The organism is Arenibacter sp. 6A1, assembly GCF_012272855.1.
Taxonomy (GTDB): domain Bacteria; phylum Bacteroidota; class Bacteroidia; order Flavobacteriales; family Flavobacteriaceae; genus Arenibacter.
Genome location: NZ_JAAXCQ010000007.1, coordinates 73830 through 98201, shown reverse-complemented (window position 1 = coordinate 98201; position 24372 = coordinate 73830). Strand labels below are relative to the sequence as shown.

General features: G+C 39.0%; 15 protein-coding genes. 6 read left to right on the top strand and 9 right to left on the bottom strand.

Annotated elements, in window-relative coordinates; translation table 11 throughout:
- Positions 1 to 19 precede the first annotated feature (19 nt).
- Both HCG49_RS08015 and HCG49_RS08010 read right to left on the bottom strand, forming a co-directional pair.
- Positions 20 to 1669, bottom strand: coding sequence for a histidine kinase dimerization/phosphoacceptor domain -containing protein (locus HCG49_RS08015; protein WP_168469020.1), 1650 nt, complete (start codon positions 1667 to 1669; stop codon positions 20 to 22).
- A 63-nt stretch (positions 1670 to 1732) separates the two neighbouring features.
- Entirely contained in the window at positions 1733 to 2272 is a 540-nt protein-coding gene (locus HCG49_RS08010; protein ID WP_168469019.1) for a 3-hydroxyanthranilate 3,4-dioxygenase, read from the bottom strand.
- A gap of 531 nt (positions 2273 to 2803) precedes the next feature.
- Between HCG49_RS08010 and HCG49_RS08005 the strand changes: the two genes are divergently transcribed.
- Together HCG49_RS08005 and HCG49_RS08000 are read left to right on the top strand one after the other, a co-directional pair.
- Entirely contained in the window at positions 2804 to 8314 is a 5511-nt protein-coding gene (locus HCG49_RS08005; RefSeq protein WP_168469018.1) for an alpha-2-macroglobulin family protein, read from the top strand.
- A 162-nt stretch (positions 8315 to 8476) separates the two neighbouring features.
- Complete coding sequence (locus HCG49_RS08000) at positions 8477 to 9025, top strand: DUF5004 domain-containing protein (protein WP_168469017.1); 549 nt, start codon at positions 8477 to 8479, stop codon at positions 9023 to 9025.
- A gap of 1357 nt (positions 9026 to 10382) precedes the next feature.
- On the opposite strand, the gene HCG49_RS07995 is transcribed toward HCG49_RS08000, so the two are convergent.
- The 6 genes from HCG49_RS07995 to HCG49_RS07970 form a co-directional block, all read right to left on the bottom strand.
- Positions 10383 to 10811, bottom strand: a complete 429-nt coding sequence (locus HCG49_RS07995) for a hypothetical protein (protein ID WP_168469016.1) — start codon at positions 10809 to 10811, stop codon at positions 10383 to 10385.
- Between the two features lie 215 nt (positions 10812 to 11026).
- The gene (locus tag HCG49_RS07990; RefSeq protein WP_168469015.1) at positions 11027 to 11452 is read right to left on the bottom strand and encodes a transposase; all 426 of its coding nucleotides are present in this window, start codon (positions 11450 to 11452) and stop codon (positions 11027 to 11029) included.
- Positions 11453 to 11522: 70 nt separating this feature from the next.
- Complete coding sequence (locus tag HCG49_RS07985; RefSeq protein ID WP_168469014.1) at positions 11523 to 12179, bottom strand: transposase; 657 nt, start codon at positions 12177 to 12179, stop codon at positions 11523 to 11525.
- Positions 12180 to 12631: 452 nt separating this feature from the next.
- On the bottom strand, positions 12632 to 14500 hold the full coding sequence (locus HCG49_RS07980) for a DUF262 domain-containing protein (RefSeq protein ID WP_168469013.1): 1869 nt from the start codon (positions 14498 to 14500) through the stop codon (positions 12632 to 12634).
- Positions 14501 to 14821: 321 nt separating this feature from the next.
- A complete protein-coding gene (locus tag HCG49_RS07975; RefSeq protein WP_168469012.1) occupies positions 14822 to 15178 on the bottom strand; it encodes a dsDNA nuclease domain-containing protein in 357 nt (118 codons plus the stop codon).
- A gap of 269 nt (positions 15179 to 15447) precedes the next feature.
- Entirely contained in the window at positions 15448 to 15999 is a 552-nt protein-coding gene (locus tag HCG49_RS07970) for a CvpA family protein (protein ID WP_168469011.1), read from the bottom strand.
- A 107-nt stretch (positions 16000 to 16106) separates the two neighbouring features.
- Between HCG49_RS07970 and HCG49_RS07965 the strand changes: the two genes are divergently transcribed.
- The 3 genes from HCG49_RS07965 to HCG49_RS07955 all read left to right on the top strand — a co-directional run bounded on the left by HCG49_RS07965 (position 16107) and on the right by HCG49_RS07955 (position 20773).
- Positions 16107 to 16463, top strand: coding sequence for a hypothetical protein (locus HCG49_RS07965; RefSeq protein ID WP_168469010.1), 357 nt, complete (start codon positions 16107 to 16109; stop codon positions 16461 to 16463).
- Positions 16464 to 16651: 188 nt separating this feature from the next.
- Positions 16652 to 19003 carry a penicillin-binding protein 1C gene (pbpC, locus tag HCG49_RS07960; protein ID WP_168469009.1) on the top strand — a complete coding sequence of 784 codons (2352 nt, stop codon included), beginning with the start codon at positions 16652 to 16654 and terminating at the stop codon, positions 19001 to 19003.
- A 105-nt stretch (positions 19004 to 19108) separates the two neighbouring features.
- Complete coding sequence (locus HCG49_RS07955) at positions 19109 to 20773, top strand: glycerol-3-phosphate dehydrogenase/oxidase (protein ID WP_168469008.1); 1665 nt, start codon at positions 19109 to 19111, stop codon at positions 20771 to 20773.
- Positions 20774 to 20924: 151 nt separating this feature from the next.
- Here the strand turns inward: HCG49_RS07955 and HCG49_RS07950 are convergent, their stop codons facing one another.
- Positions 20925 to 21926, bottom strand: a complete 1002-nt coding sequence (locus tag HCG49_RS07950) for an NAD(P)H-dependent glycerol-3-phosphate dehydrogenase (protein WP_168469007.1) — start codon at positions 21924 to 21926, stop codon at positions 20925 to 20927.
- A 599-nt stretch (positions 21927 to 22525) separates the two neighbouring features.
- Between HCG49_RS07950 and HCG49_RS07945 the strand changes: the two genes are divergently transcribed.
- Positions 22526 to 24064 (top strand): SulP family inorganic anion transporter, encoded by a 1539-nt coding sequence (locus HCG49_RS07945; protein ID WP_168469006.1) that lies wholly within the window; start codon positions 22526 to 22528, stop codon positions 24062 to 24064.
- The last annotated feature ends 308 nt before the right edge of the window (positions 24065 to 24372 follow it).

Below are 24372 nucleotides of genomic sequence, written 5' to 3'. Positions count from 1 at the left end.
TAAAAATGAATATTAGTATTTAAATTAAATTTTCTAAATTTTTACAACTTAGGGTAAAACAAGTGCCTTGGGATGAAGAGTTATAGCTTAGCTTTCCTGTAATTTGTTTGCAGAACGAATTGATGATTTTAAAGCCTATACCACTGGTGTAATTGGGGTCGAAGTCTGGCGGTAGCCCCTTGCCGTTATCCGCAACGGTGATGTGAATTAGCTGCTCTCCTTCTCTATCTTGAATAACGGTAATACTGAGATTGTTGTTAAATTGATGTTCCTTAAAAGCATGTTTTAGTGCATTGGTGACCAATTCTGAAATAATTAGACCAATAGGCAAGGCTACATCTAGGTTTAAAGTGATCTGAGAACAATGGATGGCATAATTCACCGAGGGAAGCAATTTTTTCTGGTAGGCCATTAAATCGGTTAAGTACTCCCTTAAATTTACTGATTTTGAATTCTCGTCCTGGTAAATTTTTTGATGCGTAAGGGCAATGGCAGATATTCTGGACTGACTTTCTTCTAAGGCCGCAATGGCCGCCTTATTGGTGAGCTTTCTTTTTTGAATGTTAATTAAGCTCGAGGTCATTTGCAGATTGTTTTTTACCCTATGGTGTATTTCTTGCAGCAGGTTTTCTTTTTCCTTGTTCGATTTTTCCAAATCCAAGGTCCGTGTGCGCACTTCATTCTCTAAAGTATTTTGGTACCGATCATTTTTAAACGCAATAACGCCAATTAAGGAAGAAATGACCATCCCGAAAAGAAGTAAAAAATACGATTCCCTAGTGTGCGGATATACCAATAACCCCTCTTTGGCGAAAAATTGAATTTCCCACTTTCTATTGCCAATATCAATGCTCGTCTCATTGCTGGCCTTAAGATTGTTGTTCTTTATGAGTATTGGGGAGCTATAATATAAAGGGAGGATTTCTTCTGTAACGTCGGTTATAAAGATATCCAACACCTTCATTTCTGGCCCCAAAATGGTTTCGATATAAGCGGTCATATCGTATACGCCCAAGACATATCCGTCAACTTGTTTTTTGTCGGTACCAAAGACAGCTTTTATCATAACAAAGCCAAAGTGTTCTCTGTTCTTAGAAGTGATTAAGTTTAAGGGTTTAGAGCTTACAATCTTTTGGGTGCTGTCTGCCAATCTAAGAGCGCCCCCAACCATGGGAACCGAGGCGATGTCTAAACCGATTACCTTTTGTAAATAATCCCTTGGATTCGTATAGATTATAGGATAATAGTCCCGCGTCGGAGCAAAGTTTCCATGGGCTGAATTGAAATTTATTTTCGTGATATTGAAACTGCTATCCAAGACCCTTACTTGGCCCTCGTCTAAATGCATGAGATTCCCTGGGCTTAACCGTGGTGCCCACTCTAAAGCTCTTATCCCTGGTAAACCAGAAACAAATGGGTTTGTAAATTCTATGTACTTATCTAGGGTAACTTGCTTATTGTTCTCAAAAAAGAACGCCATAGACTCTAGGACCGTATTTACTTTTAAAAGCTCCTGGTTGAATTTTAATTTAGCTCTCGTGATGGTGTTTTCTACAAACACCTCGTTTTCGGCGATGCGCCTTTGATTAGCATAATAGAAAAGTAAAGAAGAAATTAATCCGCCGATCAAAAGGATAATTAGGTATTTATAACTTTTCTTACTGATCATTAATTAATGGAGAATTAAAGGTAATATCCGGATAATCACATTTTTAAACTTTTTAAATATACACTATTCTTCGGCAATAAAGCGTTTATCAACAGGCATAACGGTTCCACAATTCTTACAGGTCCTATGATCTAAGGACGAATAAAAAGTTTTAAAATGCGCCAGAAAATCTTTTTCTATATCATTTAGCGTAAAATAAGCCTCGTAGAGCTTGTGATTACAGTTGTCACAAAACCAAAGCAAGCCGTCGTCAATATTCATGTCGGCACGTTTGCGTTCTATGACTAATCCTATAGATCCTTCGTGTCTTACTGGGGAGTGGGGAACTTTAGCCGGATGAAGATACATATCCCCAGGGCCAAGAAGCATCGTTTTCTTTTCCCCGTTTTCCTGAATATGAACCTCAATAGCACCCTCTAACTGATAAAAAAGTTCTTCGGTTTCATTGTAGTGATAATCCTTTCGGGCATTTGGTCCGGCCACGATCATGACAATATAATCGCCGGCATCCTTATACAGGTTTTTATTGCCTACGGGCGGCTTTAGGGTGTCCCGGTTTTCAGCGATCCATTTCGTTAAATTAAAAGGGGGTTTTACAGACATAAGTATTTTTATTTTAGTGCGTCTTCAAAGATACTGTGTTTTCCATAAGGACTATTTATAGAAAACTACCATAATACCATTGTTTCCAAAGAATATGTATTAAAATTAACAAAAGAAAATATCTTTAAGAAGACTTCCTTATAGAATCATTGGGTAAAATACAGATTTCCAGCGGCATTCACTGTAACACTGACCGCAGTATGTGTACATTTCCTTTTCCATAGTAGGGTGCCTTTGTAGTGCATTGTAACCATTGGGTCTCGAGTCCATTATTAACAGAGGGGTGGCAAAGAAAAGAAATAATGAAGGCTTGCTTTAATCCATAGGGTAGCAGTTGTTTTTTTCGTTAATGGATGGCGTCAGTTTTTCGAGGGGGAATGGGTTTAGGAATAGATAATGATAGCATCGGGAAGTAGCCTTAGTTTCTTAGAAAGTGGCAGTCTTCGGATGTTAATTCCTTAATAATCAATTGGAAATATTTTTCTTACACAGGAAAAACCGTTTATATTTACTTTTATAAAACTTTCCGCCATGAAATTTATATTCTATTCCGTGTTATTTATACTTCTAATCGGTTGTAAGCAGAAAAAAGAAACCGTTTTAGATGCCATAGACAATATAAATAGGTACAAGGAGTATATCAACGAAGTGTCCCATGGTATAATTTCTTCGGAAGATCAAATTCGGGTTGTGCTCACTACCCCAATAGCAGAATGGGAACAGGGAAAAGAGCTACATGACGATTTGTTACAACCATCGCCTGAGCTTAAAGGAAAGGTGATAGCCCTAAATAGTACTACTTTGGCTTTTGTACCCCTAAACGGTTTTGATCATGATACTTCCTATAAATTTCGGTTAAACCTAGGGAAAATTATTCCAGAGATTCCAAAGGAGCTGCACGTCTTTACTTTTCAGGTAAAGACTATAAAGCAGCAGTTTAATGTATATGCCCAAGCGCCACAATCGTACTCTAAAGAGTATCAATTTGTTGAAGGACATATAAAAAGTGCAGATCAATTAAGTTTGGAAAAGGCCAAAAAAATGGTCGAGGCATCACAAAATGGCAATGACATTCCCATAAAATTTGAAACAGCCATAGGTAAAGGAACCCAATTTTATTTTAAAATAGACAGTATCCGGAGATTTGAGGAGGACAGTGAATTAGAGATACGGTGGAGTGGAGCTCATTTGGGAATTGAAAGTAAGGGGGCCAATACGATAGTAATTCCTGGTAAAAATAATTTTAGCATTCTCAATGTCGAAGTATCCAACGGAGCGCAACAGATGTTGCGTATTAACTTTTCTGACCCTCTTAAGAAAGAACAAAATTTTAAAGGGCTGGTTGTTTTGGAAGGTGCCAAAGAACTTACCTATGATGTTGTGGGCAATACCTTAAAAGTTTTCCCTTCCAAAGCCGTTATCGGTACGCCACAGCTTGAAGTATTTGAGGGCATTCAAAGTATCGATGGCTATAAGTTAAAAACGAAATACGAAGAACGGCTGGCTTTTGAACAAATGAAACCAGAAGTTCGCTTATTGTCCAATGGTACCATTTTGCCCTCCTCGAATAATCTGAAAATAAATTTTGAGGCAGTAAACCTAAAGGCCGTAGACGTAAAAGTATATCGGATTTTCGAAAATAATATATTACAGTTCTTACAGGATAACAATTTAAATGAAGACTATAACCTAAAACAAGTAGGTAGACCTATTGCGTATATAAAACTAGATCTTCAAAATAATGCTTCCTCGAATGCAGATAAATGGGTAGCCCATGCCCTGGATCTAAAATCCCTGATACGTCCAGAGCCCGGGGCCCTTTACAAGGTAGCTTTTAGTATCAAGCCGACTTACAGCTTATACCAATGCGAGTCCAACAATTTTGACAAAAGCGATGCGGCGATCGATGATTTTGATCAAGCGTCTGAAGATAGCCGTTGGGACGAAATAGAATCCTATTACGAAGATTACTATGAGAACTACAACTGGAACGAACGCGATAATCCCTGTCATACTTCCTATTACTATGATAAAACAGCCTCGACCAATATTTTAGCGACCAATCTGGGGGTTATCATCAAGAAAGGGACCAATAAAAGTTATTTTGTCAGTGTAAACGATCTAGTGAGTACAGCTCCTATTAGCGGGGCCAAAGTTACTTTTTACAATTATCAGCAACAAGCTATAGGACAGGTAACGACCGGTGTGGATGGGACTTCTATATACGAAGCGGAGCACATGGCCTATTTTGCCATCGCGGAAAGCCAAGGACAAAAAACCTATATTAAACTCAATGATGGCAATGCGCTGTCGGTGAGTAAATTTAAGGTGTCTGGCCTAGAGCCCCAAAAAGGAATTAAGGGCTTCATTTTTGGCGAACGTGGGGTATGGCGTCCAGGGGATACCTTGTACCTGACTTTTATGTTGAACGATAATGCCAATAAACTTCCAGAAAATCATCCTGTAAAGTTAGAACTGATAGATCCGTACCAGAAACTTGTGGCCAGACAAGTGCATACGAATCCTATAGATAATATGTATGCCTTTACCCTAAAAACCGATACCGATGCCCCTACTGGGAATTGGACAGCAAAGGTAGCGGTGGGCGGAGCCACATTTGTCAAAAAACTTAGGATAGAAACCATAAAACCAAATCGCTTAAAAATAAATACGACCTTTTCCCAAGAGCTTTTATCCTTGGCAAAACCTATAAAGGGCGAACTAGAAGTAGCTTGGTTGCACGGAGCGACGGCAAAAAACCTAAAGGCCGATATTACCGCAAAATTTAAACCGCAGGCTACCCATTTTAAAAATTTTGAAGGCTATGTTTTTGACGATCCTACCCGCACTTTTAAATCGGAAGACCTATTAGTGTTCAACAATAAGATCAACGCCGAGGGAAAGGCTGCTTTTTCAATTCGTCCACAATTTACCAGTGAAGCTCCAGGGATGTTAAACGCGGTTTTTCTGGCGAAGGTTTATGAAAACGGGGGCGATTTTAGTACGGATGTTTTTGGCATGCCCCTTTCCCCTTATAGTACATACGTAGGTTTAAATGCGCCGAAAGGCGATGAGAAAAGAGGGATGTTGCTCACCGATGTGCCCCAGAAGTTTGAGGTAGTAACCGTTGATGAAAAAGGCAACCCTAAGGCGGCCGAGAAATTAAAAGCGAGCGTTTATAAGGTTCAGTGGAGATGGTGGTGGGAAACTACCAATGAAAATCTCTCTAGTTTTAACAGTGACAATTACCAGGAAAAAGTATTCGAAAAATACCTAAGCACCGATGCAAAGGGGAAGGCCGAATTTACCTTTACCTTAAAATATCCGGAATGGGGCCGGTATTTGGTTCGCGTAGAAGATGAAAAAGGCAAACACGCGACGGGACAGACCATCTATGTAGATTGGCCGGGTTGGGCAGGGAAGTCGCGTAAAAACGATCCGTCTGCCGCTACTATGTTAGTGTTTTCAACCGACAAGGAATCTTATAAGGTGGGTGAAAAAGCCATCGTTACCCTGCCAAGTTCCCAAGGAGGAAGAGCCTTAGTAACTTTGGAGAATGGCACAGAGGTGTTGCATTCCCTTTGGGTAGAAACACAAAATGGAGAGACTAAATTTGAAATTCCCATTACCGAAGCGCATACGCCAAATGTCTATCTGAGCATAAGCTTGTTACAACCCCATGCTACTACCATAAACGATTCCCCCATACGGATGTATGGCGTGGTGCCTATTGCCGTAGAAAATCCTACGACCAAGTTAGAACCTAATATAACAATGCCGGCGCTATTGCGTCCAGAAGAAAGTTTTGCCCTTAAGGTCAATGAAAAACAAGGCAAGGCAATGACCTATACGATTGCTGTGGTTGATGAGGGGATATTAGATCTTTCTCGGTTTAAAACACCAGATCCATGGAATACCTTTTATGCCCATGAAGCTTTAGGGGTAAAAACCTGGGATGTGTACGACGATGTTATTGGCGCTTTCGGGGGCAGAATCGATCAGGTTTTTGCCATCGGTGGAGATGGGGAGTTGATAGGCGCTAAAAATAGAAAAGCAAACCGATTTAAACCAATGGTGCTTCATTTGGGGCCTTTTACTTTAAAGGAAGGGGAGACAAAATCGCACAAAATAACCATCCCTAAATATATTGGAGCAGTACGTACTATGGTAGTGGCAGGAAATTCCAAAAAAGCAGCCTATGGAACAGCAGAGAAATCAACCCCCGTTCGTAAACCCTTGATGGTGTTGGCTTCTTTGCCAAGGAAAATTACCCCGGGCGAATCTGTGACCTTGCCGGTAACCGTTTTTGCCCTGGAGAATAAAATAAAACAAGTGCGTTTAAAAATCAAAGAAGACCCATCCTTTACCGTCCTAGGTGGGTCGGAGCAAAACGTGACATTTTCCCAGCCCGAGGAAAAGATGGCGTATTTTCAGTTGTCCGTGGCAGATTTTAATGGGATCGGGAAAGTGGTGGTAGAAGCTTCCGGAAATGGGGAATACGCCTCTTTCGAAATCCCGATCGATGTTGTGAACCCAAATCCGGTAACCACAAGCCTTGAAGAGCTTGCTTTGGAAGCTGGAGAAACCAAGACCATTGCCCTAAAAACTTTTGGGATACCCGGGAGCAATTCGGCAGCAATAGAATTATCTACCCTTCCGCCCATGAATTTTAACGGCAGAATGGAATATTTAATTCAATATCCACATGGCTGCTTGGAACAAATTACCGCGGCTGCCTTTCCGCAACTATATCTTACCGATGTTTTTGAGGTGCCGGCATCTAGAAAAAAACAGCTTCAAGAAAATGTCACCGCTGCCATAAAACGCTTGGGGGCATCACAAATTGCGAATGGAGGTTTCTCGTATTGGCCAGGACAACAAAATGCCGATGATTGGAGTACCTCCTTTGCAGGGCATTTTTTATTGGAAGCAGCAAACAAAGGTTATGTCCTGCCCTTGGGATTCAAATCGGCATGGATACAGTACCAACAGAATCGCGCCAAACAATGGCGGGCAGAAGCCAATGCCTCAGATTTGGCCCAGGCATATCGGTTGTATACCCTTGCCCTTTCCGGGAATTCGGATATTGCCTCTATGAACAGACTCAGGGAAACAGCTACCTTGTCTAATGAAGCCAAATACCGTTTGGCGGCAAGCTATGCCCTCATAGGGCAAAACAATATCGCAAAAGATTTGGTGCAGTCCGCAAACTTTGATTTTGACAGGAACCGATTCAATGATCTAACCTTTGGGTCTTCCGAAAGAAATAGGGCAATGGCTCTAGAAACTTTTGTACTGCTAAAAGATAAGGTAGAGGCCCAAGAATTAGCAAAAGTCCTAGCCAAGGAATTAAGTAAAGATCAATGGATGAATACCCAAACCACTAGCTATTGTCTACTGGCCATGGCAAAATTTGCCGGAATGTTGGGAGGCAAGGGCATAGCGGCCAGTATAACATTACAGGGGAAAACTGACAATGTAGCCACGGAAAAACCCTTGGCCAATAGCTCTCTGAATATCAAAAACGGAAATAATAAGCTCGTTTTGAAGAATACCGGGAACAATACGCTGTACGTCGGGGTCTTAAATAGTGGAGTGCTACCAGTAGGGGAAGAACAGGAACAACAGCAAAATTTAGTGGCCAAAGTGGTCTATAAAGGCAGGAACGGATCTAAACTAGACCCTACTTCCCTAGGACAAGGAACCGATTTTGTAGCAGAGGTCACCCTGACCAATACCAGCGCGAATACTATTAAAAATGTAGCCCTAACACAAATATTTCCAAGCGGTTGGGAGATAGTGAATACGAGATTTACAGACTTTGGCGATTTTGAAGAGAATGATGTTACCCATACCGATCTGAGGGATGATAGGGCGAATTTCTATTTTGATATGAAGAAAAATGAAACCAAAACCTTTAGGGTATTGCTAAATGCGTCCTTCCTTGGAAAATATTATTTGCCAGGGATACAGGCGCAATCTATGTACGATAATGATTATAAGGCGCGTACAAAAGGGATGTGGGTTCATGTGATCCCGTAAATATCTATGCTTTAGTGTTTTAATAAAAAGGATTTGGAGAAGTAGGCGAGTGTTGTTTTTTTAGGCAGTACTTTCTAAATGGAAAGGTATAATATTGTTGAGGTTTTTGCGCAACCATTTGGCACATACTGCATTCTTATTAATGAATTAAAAATCGTTAAAATGAATAAAAGTAAATCCTTATTAGTGGTTGGGGTTTTAGCCATCACTAGTTTGTTTAGTAGTTGTAGTACAGATAATACAATAGAATGTCCCGAAGAATTTACAGGGCCATTACTTGAAAATGAAAATGTGTTGTTGGGAACATGGAAACTGACCGCTATTACATCTGAAAAAGAAGTAGATATTACGGATGATCAACAAGACAACCCAAACAAGAATATTTACCAACAATATTCAGCTTGCGAAAGAGATGCTTCCTATACCTTTGAAACCAATAGAGGTTATAAATATAACCAAGCAGAAAACACGGATGACTGTTCTAATAAACTAAAAATAAACGGTTCTTGGAAGTACACAGGAAAGGTTTTGAGTTTGGTGGGGAATTGCTCTAGCCAGAATGTAGTTTTAGAATTTAACGAAGAGAATACGGCGTATACTTTTTCGTTGAATTCAACGGTAAGACAACCAAATGGAGAGGTTATACAGACGGTTGTTACATTTACCTATACCAAGGATACCCCTGAAAACGAACTAGAAACAGAAAATTAAATGTCTGTTTAAAATGCTGTCTTAAACATCTTAGCAAAAACATCCTATAAGGTAGTATAGCCCATAAGGATTTTGTTTTTTGTACCCGTTCCAAAGTCAATACGTAGCTGATTTTGGAAATGGTCAAATGATGTTTTAGGCAGCATTTTTTTTGCGATTTTTTTGGGTTGATGAATCCGGTAAATGTAAATTTAGGCCTGATTCCTTCTTCTTTCGTACGCTATAAAATTACCACTAGCACGATTTATTTTCCCAGAAACCACGATATGTGGGTACATTCCGAGCATACAAAACAGCTAGCACTTCTATTGGCCCAATCTAGACTGAAGAATGAGGCTACAGCAGAATTCAATTGTGCCCTTCTGCTCCAGAATTGATCGTTGCGGCATACGGGGCATCTTAAAGTATTTCCTGCTACTTCTACAGGTTGAGGTTCTTTTTTCTTAAAAAATATCATTCGTAATAGGCTTTAATAATTCGATAATTAATGAATGGTACAAAACTAGAGATGCCCAATTTTGGGGCCTCTACCTCGCAATATCCGTGTGCAATTCTGCCATTAATCTTTTAATCGGATTTGTTTTTATAACAATATCCAATGTGGCGTCATTACATTTTTCAATTGTTTCCTTTCTTTTACTATTCCTTCTAACTATATGCTCCAAGATATATCTATTTGCTTTCATTCCGAGTAAGTAGTCTACAATGAGCGTCTAATTATAGAAACTGGCGGTTTAAAGATCAACTAAATCTTTAAAAAAATGAATCATCATTAAGCCAAATGTGGTTACATTTTTTTTGTTCTTCTGTAGGGTTATAAGCTACTGGTTTACCGTATATTACATCTCCTTGAGAGCTTTTAGCTTTACAGATACCGCATTTTAGATTTCTTAATATGGGCATTTTTTTATTATTTAAATAAGTTATTGGTATGGTTAACTGTTTGTAAATTAGGTTGTTTTATAAATATCTACTTAAACCTTCTCTAGTCAATTTCTAATGTATGGTTTCGTTTTAAACAGGACTTCCTGAGCGAAGCCGATCTAGAGCTTCAATTTAGGGAAAATATTATTTGTAAGAAAATATTTCAAATAGAATCTATTCATTAGACGGGAGCAAGTCACTTTTAAAAAACAAAACAGCCTTAAGAAAGGCGCTTTTTATAACAATGTTTTAAGGTTTATAGGGTAGAGCAGGGGGATATCTGTGGGCAAGATATTCGGCCTTGGTATATTTCGGCGGGCCGAATACTTTTTATTATAATTATTGGCTGTAGATTTCATATATAGCATATAAAAAAAGGCTATCAATTTAATGACAGCCCTATTTTATTAATTTATATATGTATCAACTACGATTAGTCTCCAGCACTTAATGAATAACTTCCGTCTCCATTAAATGAAGTCAGCGTAATAGTAACAGTCCAATTTCCAGGTTCTCCAGCTCTTGTTACCCCATCTATACTATCGGGTTCGGTTTTACCATTCAGAGTTTTGTCAAGAACTATAGTTCCATTTGCATCTGCTACTACAATTTGAAATATTCCAGATACTGTGGCAGTAATATCGGCGTTATAGTCAGCCGTTGCCAAGTTGTTGGTCCAATTGATAGTTCTTGAGCCATTTCCACCATTACCAGTAAAATCTCCACCAATATCTCCAGAAGGTCCTTCATTGACAGTAATATTCACCCTTGCATCATCATCATCAGAACAAGATGTAATTGTTCCTAGAAATAATGTCATTACAGTTAAAATCGTAAGTAGCTTAAAATATGATCTTTTCATTTATAGTAATTTTTGTTAATTGTTTTTACATAAAACAAATAAGTCGATAAAATCCCTAATCCAAAAACGTAGTTATTTTAAATTTATTCTAAATATTCTGTGAATCAATTTTTTATGGTTGGTTGTTTTTGTTCAAATTCCTTGCCGCAAAGTGCTTATCAGTCGGTTTCTTTCTGGAAATTTTGGTGATGATTGATAATGACACCCAATATATCTTATTTCCATTTCTGGGATGCGGAGGGGGTGGGATTCATAGGGGTGTACGGATGGAAGGTGGAATTATCGGAATTTGCGTCGTAAAGGGATTTGTTCGTAGAGACGCCCAAATTGGGCGTCTCTACGACGGGCCTTCTATCGTTTTTTTCGACATTATTGCCATTAAATTTAGCATCGGTTTTATGAATAATAAGGACACCATGCATATGATTTGGCATTACCACATAGGCAGCCAATGCTACAAAAGGAAAATGATGTGGTATTTCAGACCAGTATTTTTCTGCCATTTTTCTAGTTTCGGACAATTCCATGGTGGACGTGCCCAAGTCAGTAGTAGTTACTACCTCACCAAAAAAATGTTCCTTGTTCTTTGTGCAGATGGTTACAAAATAAGGGGCATTCCAACCATAATCCCAATTTTTCATTCGCGCGGAAGGAATCCGGTATTTGCTACAACATCCATTTGGATGTCTAACCGTCTATCCTTCATGCTGTTTAAAGATTATTAAATTTATCATGACTCCATTTTTCAGGGTTTTCGTGAATATAGGTTTCTATTTCTAGAAACGATTCGTTGGAACGAATGATATGATCGTAAAAACGTGGTTGCCAAGCAAAACCAGCATGAATCTTACGGGCATTAATGGTGCAAATTCGTTTGTATTGATTGATAATGACACCCAATGTGCCTGATTTCCATTTCTGGGATGCGGAGGCTGTGCGATTCATGGGGGTATACGGATTGGTTGTGGAATTATTGGAAATTGCGTCGTCAAGGGATTTGTTCGTAGAGACGCCCAATTTGGGCGTCTCTACCACGGACCCTCTATCGTTTTTTTCGCCATTAATTCTATCATCGGTTTTATGAATAATAATGACACCATGCACATGATTTGGCATTACCACATAGGCACCTAATGCTACAAAAGGAAAATGTTGTGGTATTTCAGACCAATATTTTTCTGCCATTTTTCCAGTTTCGGACAATTCCATGGTGGACGTGCCCAAGTCAGTAGTAGTTACTACCTCACCAAAAAAATGTTCCTTGTTCTTTGTGCAGATGGTTACAAAATAAGGGGCATTCCAACTATAATCCCAATTTTTCATCCGAGCAGAAGGAATCCGGTATTTATTTTGGAATTTATCAGACATTGGTTTTATAGATACAGTTAAGGTTGCTATTATTTATAAATGTCTACATAGCCCTTATTTGGTTATGTTCTAGTATATGGTTTCGTTTTAAACAGGACTTCCTGAGCGAAGCAATTTTGCCTCAGCACATAGCGAGCGAAGCCAATCAAGAGCTTCAATTAAGCAAAATTATTTTTTGTAAGAAAATATTTTAACCGATGAAAGGATTAAAATTGCTAGAAAAACCGACCACGCTACTGATCATGACATTCTTGGAAGGCAGAACGTCAAGAAATTTTCTAGTAGACTATTTTAGTGAATGAGGCCGCTGGCGGGAAGGAAACGGAAAAACCTGATCTGTCTGGGCATTGACCAAGACCAAGCATATACGTGGAGTCGCATAAGAATCAGTTACTGATGATCTATGAAAAAAGGGGCAGACTTTTAAAAGTTTAACCCCTGTTGTTTTAAACTTACATAGTCAGCGAGACATTGTCGGGGTGAGTCGACCCTTTACCTACTCGTCTAGGCACAGTTACTTTTGTTTCAATAACGTACTCACAAATTTTAGAAATCTCGTAAGATTTACGTAATAAACATTTGTTTAAATTCCAATTGTCATATTGGTCAACAAGAATTTTATTAACAATGTTGTATGAACTTAATTTATAGTTTTCAAGCTTTTTATTTTCTGAATTGTTGATAGAACGATTTATATTTTGTTCTAAGACAACCAAGTTTCCAAGAGAGTTTAAATTGTCGCCCCAAGTTTGTTTTACTCTATCTCGTTCCTCTAAATTTTCATCATTATAAGACTGAATGTGTTCAATATCTATTTGAAGATGAAATAACTTTTCAGTTATTAACCTTATTTCTTCTGGATTTTCACTTGTATAATTCTCTTCCAAAAGTGCAGATAGTCTGCAAAGAATATTTTTCACTTTACTACTATATAAGATGTCTCCGGTTAAGATTTCTTTAAATCTGTTTTTCTCCCAATCACTTCCTGTTAATAGTTTTTGGTCAATGTGATTAATTAAATCTGAATAGTTACCATTAACTAACAAATCAAGTAATTGGTTGTTAAATTGACCTTTAATTTTGTTTACAGACTTTTGATAAACAATGCTGTATAATAAGTAAACTTTAATTAATTTTTCTGAAAACTCATAAAGTTTGTTGTAGCGAATAGGGTCATCTTTATAAATGAATAGGAAAACAAATTTGAATATCCAAAATTTACTATATCTTGACCACCACCACAAATATTGTAACCCTTTATTTTTCACATTTCCATATTCATTTTTACGCCATTTAATTTCCCATTCGTACCGTAGGTATATAATATTGTTAATTTCCTCCAACGACAAAGCTATTTTATTATCTTCTACATTGTTTTTGAAATGTTCCCATTTATTGATGTTAAATAATGTTTCAAAAAGTCGGTCGTAGAAAGTATCTACACCATAAGAGTATAAAACAGTTGGTAATTTGTATTTAGCAATAAGATAGAATTGATATATGTTTAGTATTCCTCTTATATCTGTTAATCGCGTTTCAACTTCTTTGTTTTTTGCATCTATTTTTTCGTAGAGTTTGCTGATTTCATTAAATATGCTATCGTTATCGCCATTTTTATTTAGGTACTCAAACATTCTAATTTTAAAAATATCTCCAGCATTTAAGTCTAAACCTGTGGTATTAATGGCATCAAAAATTTGAAGTGTTTTTGATAAACTCGCATTTGTTTCTATAACAACAAAGTAGATATTAGAATATAGATACTCTAAAAAGCTTTTTGGATTAAAAGAAATGTCATCTTCGTTACGTTGTTTAATATTTTTAAGAAAAATTTGACGAATTAGGATTGCATTCTCAAGGTATTTATTCAGACCAGTTTCTGTCAGATTATCTAAAGAAGTTGTATTTATTAACTCCATTAATTTCTCTTGTTGTTTTCCACTATTAACTTTAGTTTTTAGCCAATCGAAGGTTAATGATTCTAACTCTTTTAAATTCGGATATTCTAATTTTAAAACTTTTAAAAGAATTAAAAATGTACTTATTCTTTGCTGTCCGTCGATAATGTCCTGTTCGTTATTCTGGATGTTTGATAACTGCATAGTACCTATAAACATAGGTTCAGAATGACTACTTTTATTATAGCCCCAAAACGAAATAAAAATATCTGAAATAAATTTTTGTATTTGACTTTCTGTCCAAGAGTAGGGACGCTGATAAATAGGAATTACATATTTAACGTTTCTATTTAAAATTTGATTTTCATGATCTTTGTAGTTATGTTTTAGCGTAAAAGTACTTGCGTCTATTGAAAAGTTCATTGTTTTTTCAAGGTGTTAATTATTCCTAATGACCCGACTAAGAAACGTAGGAGAGTTTGAAATACTGCTCCTTAGGTTTATCACTTAGCCAAGCCAAATATTTTTATAATTGATATTACTTTTTATTTATCAAAATTTTTCGTTCATCTAGCTCTATCACATTAGTGATTGATTCGTTAGGTTTTAATTGCTCGTTTTTCATTGCACAAACAATAACTTGCGAATTATATGGTAAATCTTGGGTTAAGATTTCAACAATCTTATCATAATTAGATAATGACTGCTCCTGTTGATTAGGTGTATCAATTACTAGGGGAGCAATCACTTCTGAACCATATTCATTGAGGTGATCAGAAGACTATAGTCTTTGTTTATGCAGCTACCAACAAGTTTTGCTAAAACGGAAGGCTTAGTTTTAGTTTTTTTGGTTAATCCATGCTCGGTAAATCTTGGTTTATTAGTTCTAAATTGTTTAAAATCAAATGTTGCGCTTGATTGGTCTAATGAATTAGAGTTTACTACGTCCTCATGCAATTCTAAAAATACTGCATATTCGTTGAACTCCTTGTGTTCTTCAATTATTCGGAACAATGCCAAGTGATACTGATATCCATATTTACCAAAAGTAGTTGAGCCTGCTTTTTCTCTCTGTGGTTCTAAAAGTGGATTATAATTCATTTTCATTGCAGATAACGACGTTACATCCGTTTAATATATACCATTCATCACCCTAGACAACAGTAACCATATACGGTACAGCTATCCTCTCATAAACAGAAAGATCAATATTATAACATTAGTAAGTAAACGACAAATAAAAAATAAAGAAAAAAACTACAAAAAAGTAAGTGACAGTTATGAGAAGTTAATATAGGATTGCTGGCTAAGGGGAGTTCCCAAAACCAAAGGCGCAACAATTCTAAAAGAATATAGGAAGTAGTGTTCGGTTAATAGTGCCCCCTAGCCTCGGTGGCTGGCATGGTTTCTTTTTCTACCGGAGAATCCTCCAATTGGTCGGCGTGCTTTAATACCTTGCTAAATACCAATTCCCCAATATCTTTTACCGGGGTGTAGAGTTTAGATTCCAGAATGGTGTCTTCCTTTACAAAGCCAAGCTGGTTGTTGCTTTTATCAAAAAATATCAAAAGGGCCCCTATTATAATGGCCACTTTTAAAGCGCCAAAAATACCTCCCGCCATTTTGTTCAAAAAGCCCAGCATGGCAAAATCGGCAATTTTGGTCAATAGTTTCCCAATGATGTTTACCAACACTACAATAAGGATAAAGGTAATAATGAAGGAGGCCGTATTGATATATTTTTCATTCCAATCCATTCGTTCACCAAGATATTCCCCAGTGATATAGGAAAAGTGAAAGGCACCATACAAGCCGGCGATAAGGGCTATTAAAGAGGCGATTTCTACAAAAAGGCCATTTTTAAAGCCTTTGTAAAGACCATATAACAACAATAACCCTAAAATAATATCTACTGTGCCCATAAAAAACTCTTTTCACAAATATAGAACTTTGATTTGTACCTTTGGAAACTTCTGTCCCCTTAGGCGCTTGTTAGCGAGGGAACAGATCTAATAAAGTAAAAATTATCATGTCTAGAGATATACAATTAAAAGAAAGATGGGAGCTTTTGGTCCAAAAATTATCGGCCCAATTTGCCGATGGGGATCCCCTAGAATTAGATGCCATTATTTATTTGGTAGGAGTACAGGAATTGGGTCAAATCCATAAAAAATACAAAAAAGACGAAAAGCTTAACCTGATGCATATCGCTATCTGCAGGTTGTTGGAGCCTTATGGGTATTATGAGTTCGACTATTTTGATGAGGACGGATGGCCACATTACACCATTAAAGAAGAATTGCCTACCCTGAAGGCTGGGGAGCAGACGGTTTTGATGAAAGAAGCCATCGTAGGCTATTTTATAGAAAAAGAATATATTGAATAAGGAAAGACACTAACAGGCCCTCTAGGCCGTTATTGCTACAACCATCCTAGTCAAGGATGTTGAAGGCTATAAGAAATTAACGGCCTAGAGGGAATTGCTGGAGAGGAAACAGTCAGACTTTACCATGATCTAAAACCCTAGGGGATAGCTAGGAGGTGTTTTTCGGGGATATATTCATTCAATTAAATATGAAGAGTAGTAGCGTCGTCACATTTATTAAAAGGCATCCCAAGAAACTTCTTTTGGGCCTTTTTTTGATGATCGCCTATTATTTTTGCCTTCCAAAACAATTATTTACGGCACCGACGGCCACCGTTGTAGAGAGCACTTCTGGTCGGTTGCTGGGAGCCCTGATCGCAGACGACGGACAATGGCGGTTTCCTGAAGTAGATAGTATTCCCCATAAATTTGAAACCTGCCTGTTATTATTTGAAGACGCTTATTTTTACCAGCACCCGGGATTTAACCCCGTGGCCATGGCAAAGGCCCTAGCGGCAAATATAAAATCGGGGAAAACCATCAGAGGGGGCAGTACCCTTAGCCAACAGTTGATCCGCCTGCATAGGGGGCAAAGGCAACGTTCCTATGGCGAAAAACTGATAGAACTTATATTGGCGACAAGGCTAGAGCTCCGCCATTCTAAAAAAGACATATTAAAACGCTATGCCAGTCACGCTCCCTTTGGGGGCAATGTGGTTGGATTGGAAGTGGCCGCTTGGCGCTATTTCGGACTACAGGCGCATCAATTGTCATGGGCAGAATCGGCTACCTTGGCGGTATTGCCAAATGCCCCTAGTTTAATTTATCCAGGAAAAAACCAGGAGCGCTTACTGCAAAAAAGAAATAGGCTGCTGTACAAACTGTATAAAACCACCCGAATAGACAGTACCACCTACCAACTGGCACTCCTAGAAAAATTGCCCCAAAAACCATTTCCATTACCTAAAAAGGCGCCACATCTGCTGCACTATATTGCCAAGGACGATAAGGGTAAAAGAATCCGTACCACCATCGACGAAAATCTACAGCTTTCGGTAAATACCATTGTAGACAAACATTACCAGCACCTAAGACAAAACCAGGTGCATAACGCGGCTGTAATGGTGATGGATGTAAAAACGCGTAAGGTATTGTCCTATGTAGGAAACACGCCTACAGATAGGGAACACGAAAAGGACGTAGATATGGTACAGGCTATTAGAAGTACCGGTAGTGTTTTAAAACCTTTTCTTTATACTGCCATGTTAGATGCGGGAGAATTGTTGCCCGGGATGCTCATCCCCGATATACCCACTCAAATAGCCGGGTATACGCCCCAGAATTTTAACGAAAGTTATAGCGGCGCTATACGGGCCGATAAGGCCTTGGCGAAATCGCTGAATATTCCTTCGGTACGTCTCTTACAGGACTATGGCGTGCAAAAATTCAGGGAACAGTTAAACTTTTTTGGCCTTCGGGGACTCAATAAACCTGCCAATCACTATGGGCTGACATTGGTTTTGGGCGGGGCAGAAAGTACCTTGTGGGATTTGTGCAAAACCTATGCTTCCTTGGCCAGCACCGTAAATCATTTTAATGAAACCTCTAGCGAGTACTTTAAGGGAGAATTTATAGCTCCCATTATCAAAGAGAAGGACCGGGCCGATTTTGGTAAAAAATCGACCGAAAAAACCATTTTTGATGCCGCCAGTATCTACCTCACCTTTGAGGCGATGAAAGAAGTAAATCGCCCTGATGGGAATGAATCCTGGGAGTTTTTTGATTCTTCCAAGCAAGTGGCATGGAAAACAGGAACCAGTTTTGGCAATAAGGACGCCTGGGCCATAGGAGTAACCAAAGACTATGTGGTAGGGGTATGGGTAGGGAATGCCGATGGCGAAGGCAGGCCCAATGTAAGCGGAGTAACCTCTGCCGCTCCAATACTGTTTGATGTGTTCGATCTTTTGCCAAGGTCGCCATGGTTCCAAGAGCCCCTGGACGAATTTATAAGGATGGAAACCTGCTTGGAAAGCGGCTACCTAGCTACGGATATATGTCCGAAAAATACAGTAGCGATTCCCAATAAGGAAAACTTTGTAGCGCCCTGTAAGTACCATCAACAAATTTATTTGGAAGAACAGGGGCAGTACAGGGTAAACGCTTCCTGTATCGATCTGTCCAATGCCCAAGCCGAGTCTTGGTTTGTATTGCCCCCATTAATAGAGTATTACTATAAACGAAGTCACCCCACGTATAAAAGCTTGCCGCCCTTTCTGGCCGACTGCATTCAGGACAGGGGGAATCAAATGGAATTTATCTACCCTAACAATGGCAACCGGATGAGCCTTGTAAAGAATTTTGAAGGCGTAAAAAACGAACTGATCTTTAAACTGGCCCATATTAAACCGGCAACCACGGTCTACTGGTATATAGATGAAAAATTTGTTGGCGAAACTTCCCATTTCCATGAAATCGGATTACTTCCTGAGCCAGGGAAGCATACCATAACCGCAATAGATGCCTCGGGCCAAGAGGCTGCTATCACCATTACCATAGAGTAAGGATTGCCCTTGGTAATAGCAGATTATTCAACTATCTTTAAGACAGTTATAGAGGCCCATTATTTTGGTGTTCTTATAACGAACTTCCTTAAACCATAGCCATAGATGAAACAGCCCTTAGAATTCTCTACTCTTGAAAGATTTAAAACGGCAGCCAAACTGTCTGAAGAGCATTTTGATTTGCTGGTGATCGGCGGCGGGATTACTGGTGCCGGTATCGCCTTGGATGCGGCCTCTAGGGGGCTGAAAGTTGCTCTGCTCGAAAAAAACGATTTTGCCTCTGGCACCAGTAGTAAGTCTACAAAGTTGATCCATGGCGGATTGCGTTATCTAAAGCAATTCGATTTCTGGTTGGTCAAGGAAGTAGGATCAGAGCGCGCTATTGTTCACCATTTGGCCCCGCATTTGGTCCTGCCCGAGAAAATGTTGCTCCCCCTGATAGAGCATGGTTCCTACGGAAAATGGCTCACCTCCATTGGGCTAAAAGTATACGATATATTGGCCCAGGTAAGCGGAGAGGACAAGCGTAAAATGTTGGAAAAGAAAGAGGCGCTAAAACTAGAGCCCTTATTGCCCAAGAAAATTTTAAAAGGTGCCGGGTATTATGCCGAGTATCGAACGGACGATGCCCGCTTAACCCTCGAAAATATAAAAACCAGCCTCTTTTACGGGGCCACGGCCGTAAATTATACGGAAGTGACCAATTTTATCTATGAGGATGATAAGGTAACCGGATTAGCGGTAAAGGATCATATTTTGAATACCGAATTTACGGTAGGAGGTAGTTATGTGGTCAACGCTGCCGGGCCATGGGTAGACGAGCTAAGAGGACTCAATAATTCCAAAAAAGGGAAGCATTTACAACTCACCAAAGGAGTGCACCTAGTGTTTCCGTACGAGAAATTACCCGTAAAACAATCGGTGTATTTCGATATTCCCGATGGACGGATGATGTTTGCCATTCCAAGGGGAAAAATCACCTATATAGGGACTACGGACACCAAATACGATGAGGACAAAGACCATGTGAAAACCGAAATTGCCGATGCTATTTATTTAATATCGGCCGTAAATAATATGTTTCCAACGATAAATTTGGAGTTAGAAGATATCATCTCTTCCTGGGCCGGATTAAGGCCCTTGATCTACGAAGAAGGAAAATCGGCTTCGGAATTGTCGCGCAAGGATGAGATTTTTACCTCCGAAACCGGACTCATCAGTATTGCTGGGGGGAAACTTACGGGCTATCGAAAAATGGCCGAACGCGTCGTAAACCTGGTCGCAAAAAAAATGGAGGAGGACCATCATAGGACGCTAAAGGAATGTACCACCGAAAAGATACCCCTGTGTGGAAACGATTTTAAATCGTACAAACAGGTAAAAAAATACATTTCTAAAGTATATAAAAGAATAGAGGCCGACGGCTTTTCAAAATACGATGCTTGGTACTTGGTTACCAATTATGGGAAACAAACAGAAAATATCCTAGAAATATATGCCCAAGAAAATGGAGATGATCAGCAGTTGCGGATGGTCTTGGCAGAATTAAAGTTTGGGGTACAGCACGAGATGATTCACACCCCAATGGATTTCTTTATTAGAAGAACAGGGAGGCTGTATTTTGATATTGAGAGTGTTAACGAATATATGGAGCCCGTATTGGCCGAATTTAAAATTATGTTTAAACTCAGTGACGATGCCATAGAAGGGTATAGGGCCCAGCTGCTGGCCGATATAAAGGAACATTCAGGTTTTTCTGTGCCAGGATAAGTTTGCATGCACTTTTTTTGGCAAGCAAGGGGGCACAAGCAAAAAGCAAAAATGTCTATAATAGGCAGAACCTCTTATAGACATTTTTCGGTGTTTTTTAAACTCTTGGAAGGCCGATATCCAAGACTAGAATAGACTGTTGTAAAAAGAATTAATCTAGTTTATCGGTCAAATCCTGAAACACTGTTTTTGGATTTTTATTCTCATAAAGCACCTCGTACACAGCATTTAATATCGGTGTTTTCGATTTTTTCTTGTGCTTGGAAACGATCAGATGTGCACTATTGGTAGCATAGTACCCCTCGGCCACCATTTTCATTTCCATCATAGCACTTTTTACGGTATATCCTTTCCCGATCATATTCCCAAACATACGGTTACGGCTAAAAACAGAATATCCGGTCACCAGTAAATCGCCTAAATAAGCCGAATTGTTAATATTCCGCTTCATTTTATGTACCCGTTTAATAAAGCGTTTCATTTCTCGGATGGCGTTGCTCATAAGGACACTTTGAAAATTGTCCCCATAACCAAGACCATGGGCAATTCCCGCTGCAATGGCGTAAATGTTTTTCAACATAGCGGCGTATTCCGTCCCTATAATATCATCGGATATTTTTGTTTTGATATAGTTGCTGCTGAGGTGTTCGGCAACCAATTCTGCCTTTTCCATATCAGAACAGGCAATGGTTAAATACGACAATCGCTCTAAGGCTACCTCTTCGGCATGGCAAGGACCGGTGATAACACCGATATTGTCATAGGGAACACCGTAGTTTTCATGGAAATGCTGGCCGACAATTAAACCAGACTCCGGAACAATACCCTTGATAGCAGAAAAAATGGTCTTTTCCTTGATGTCTACCGTTAGTTGCTGCAATTCTTTGTCTAAAAAGGCAGATGGAATGGCAAAAATAAGCACATCGGCATTGGCAACGGCAACATTTAGGTCGTCGGTCAATTCTAATTGCTCGGTGTGAAATTCTACGGAACTTAAATAGTTTGGATTGTGGCTTTGTGTTCTAATGTGGTTGATGGCATCGGCATTCCGCATATACCAATTAACGGTGTCTGCATTTTCCGTTAACATCTTAACAATGGCCGTGGCCCAACTGCCACCTCCCAATACTGCAAATTTTATATCATTTTTCACGCTATTAGTTTTTATATAAATCTAAATCCTTCCATAAAAGGGGAGTAGTAAGATAAGTTACTGCACTCCGTTCTAAATTTATAGTTTCTATTTTAAATGTTATTTCCTATATCCTTGTTCTATGCCATGCCGAAAAGCAGTGCTAAGACATTTCTTAGTATTTAATTTTAGCACAGGAGTAAAAATTCGGAATGCTTCCTATGGGCTTATATTTTTTGTAAAGGTAATTTTATTTAACAACGGCAATGTAGTATTGTTTTTTTAACAATCAAAGAGACAAGTCATGAAGGTTTACAGCGCCTTAAAAATAGCAACAATGAGGGGCTTCAATACCCTTGTTTTGTAATCAAGAGCGTTGATAATTCTACTAAACGACAAGGTGTGACCATGTTTTTTGGGAAGAAACAGGAATGCCCTAGGTCGCTTTTATCAATGAAAACAAATTTGGAACATAAGGATAAATCAATGTTTTTATCCCTTATAATGTACCATTGGATAGCTTCTTATCTATTGAGATTTAAGGTTTTAATTGGTTTTTAGCAAGATCATAGTTCAAAAAAGGGCAAAATCGAGTATTTTTGCCGGCTTAAAACAATGTTGTGAAGAATTATTTGAACTTATTTGATTTTAGTCAGAAAATAAACTATAAAAATGAAGTTTTAGCTGGACTAACGGTTGCCATGACCATGATACCAGAGTCTCTTTCCTTTGCTATTTTGGCAGGCTTATCTCCTTTAACGGGACTGTATGCTGCCTTTTTAATGGGGATCGTGACGGCAATTTTTGGTGGAAGACCAGGGATGGTTTCTGGTGGTGCAGGTGCTACGGTAGTTGTTTTAATCGCTTTGGCTGCTTCTCACGGGGTAGAATATCTGTTTGCGGCGGTGGCTTTGGCCGGAGTGCTGCAATTATTGGTGGGGCTGTTTAAGCTGGGAAAGTTTGTTCGCCTCATTCCGCAACCAGTGATGTTCGGATTTTTAAACGGACTTGCCGTGATCATTTTTATGGCACAGGTAGCCCAATTTAAAACTGTCGAAAACGGCATGGAAGGTTGGATGGAAGGCTCGGCCCTATATATCATGGCCGGTTTAACCCTATTAACCATTGCAATCGTAGCCTTATTACCTAAAATTACCAAGGCGGTACCTGCTTCATTGGTCGCTATATTGGTGGTATTCGGTATTGTGTATTCTTTTGATATAGATACCAAAAAAGTAATGGATATTGCTTCGGTAAGTGGTTCCTTGCCTTCATTTCATATCCCAGAAATCCCTTTTACTTTAGAGACCCTGATGATTATTTTTCCATACGCATTGATAATGGCGGGTGTTGGACTTGTAGAGACGCTTTTAACCCTAAATATGGTCGATGAAATTACCAATACTAGAGGTCAGTCTAATAGGGAAGCGGCTGCACAAGGTATTGCCAATGTTGTCAATGGTTTTTTTGGCGGTATGGGAGGATGTGCTATGGTGGCCCAAACCTTGGTAAACGTCGGATCGGGAGCAAGAGCACGACTATCCGGAATTATAGGTGCCATGACTATATTGGTAATAATTTTGATCGGGGGGCCTCTCATAGAGCAGATCCCGATGGCTGCTTTGGTAGGTGTAATGATGGTGGTAGCTATAGGTACCTTCGAATGGGTAAGTTTCAAAATTATCAATAAGATGCCCAAACACGATATTTTTGTGTTGATTTTGGTAGCTGCCGTGACCATTGTGTTACACAACCTGGCCCTAGCGGTATTGATCGGTGTGATAATTTCTTCTTTGGTATTTGCCTGGGAAAGTGCAAAACGTATTAGGGCTAGAAAGCATATCGATGAAAATGGGGTTAAACATTATGAAATATACGGTCCGCTTTTCTTTGGTTCTACCGCTACATTTCTCGAAAAATTCGATGTAGCCAACGATCCCGATGAAGTCGTAATCGATTTCAAGGAGAGCAAGGTGGTAGACATGTCGGCCATAGATACGCTGAATAAAATCACTGCACGCTATCAGAAAGAAGGTAAAAAATTACATTTGAGACATTTGAGCTCCGACTGTTTAAAACTATTGACAAATGCAGATAGTATTATAGACGTAAACATTATCGAAGACCCTACCTATAAGGTGGTTGTAGATAAGATCTAAACGCATATATCTTAAAAACAAAAGCCCCGTATCTTCTGGATATGGGGTTTTTTTATGCGGTTGAAACACCGTTTTTTGGGCGTTCCCCTATCGGGTCGCTCTTTCCGCTGTATCTTTTTTAAAGGCCCTACGGCCCTCTAAAAAAGGATGCCGCTGCAATCCCTAACGCGGAATACAGTAAATAGTGAACAATTTCCATTTGGATAAAAGAAAAGAGAGGACCGAGCGGAAAATGCAACGATTTGCATTTGCAGTAAGGGGCCAAATCAATTTACAATAAGCAGTAAACAATTAGCTATAAGAAATAG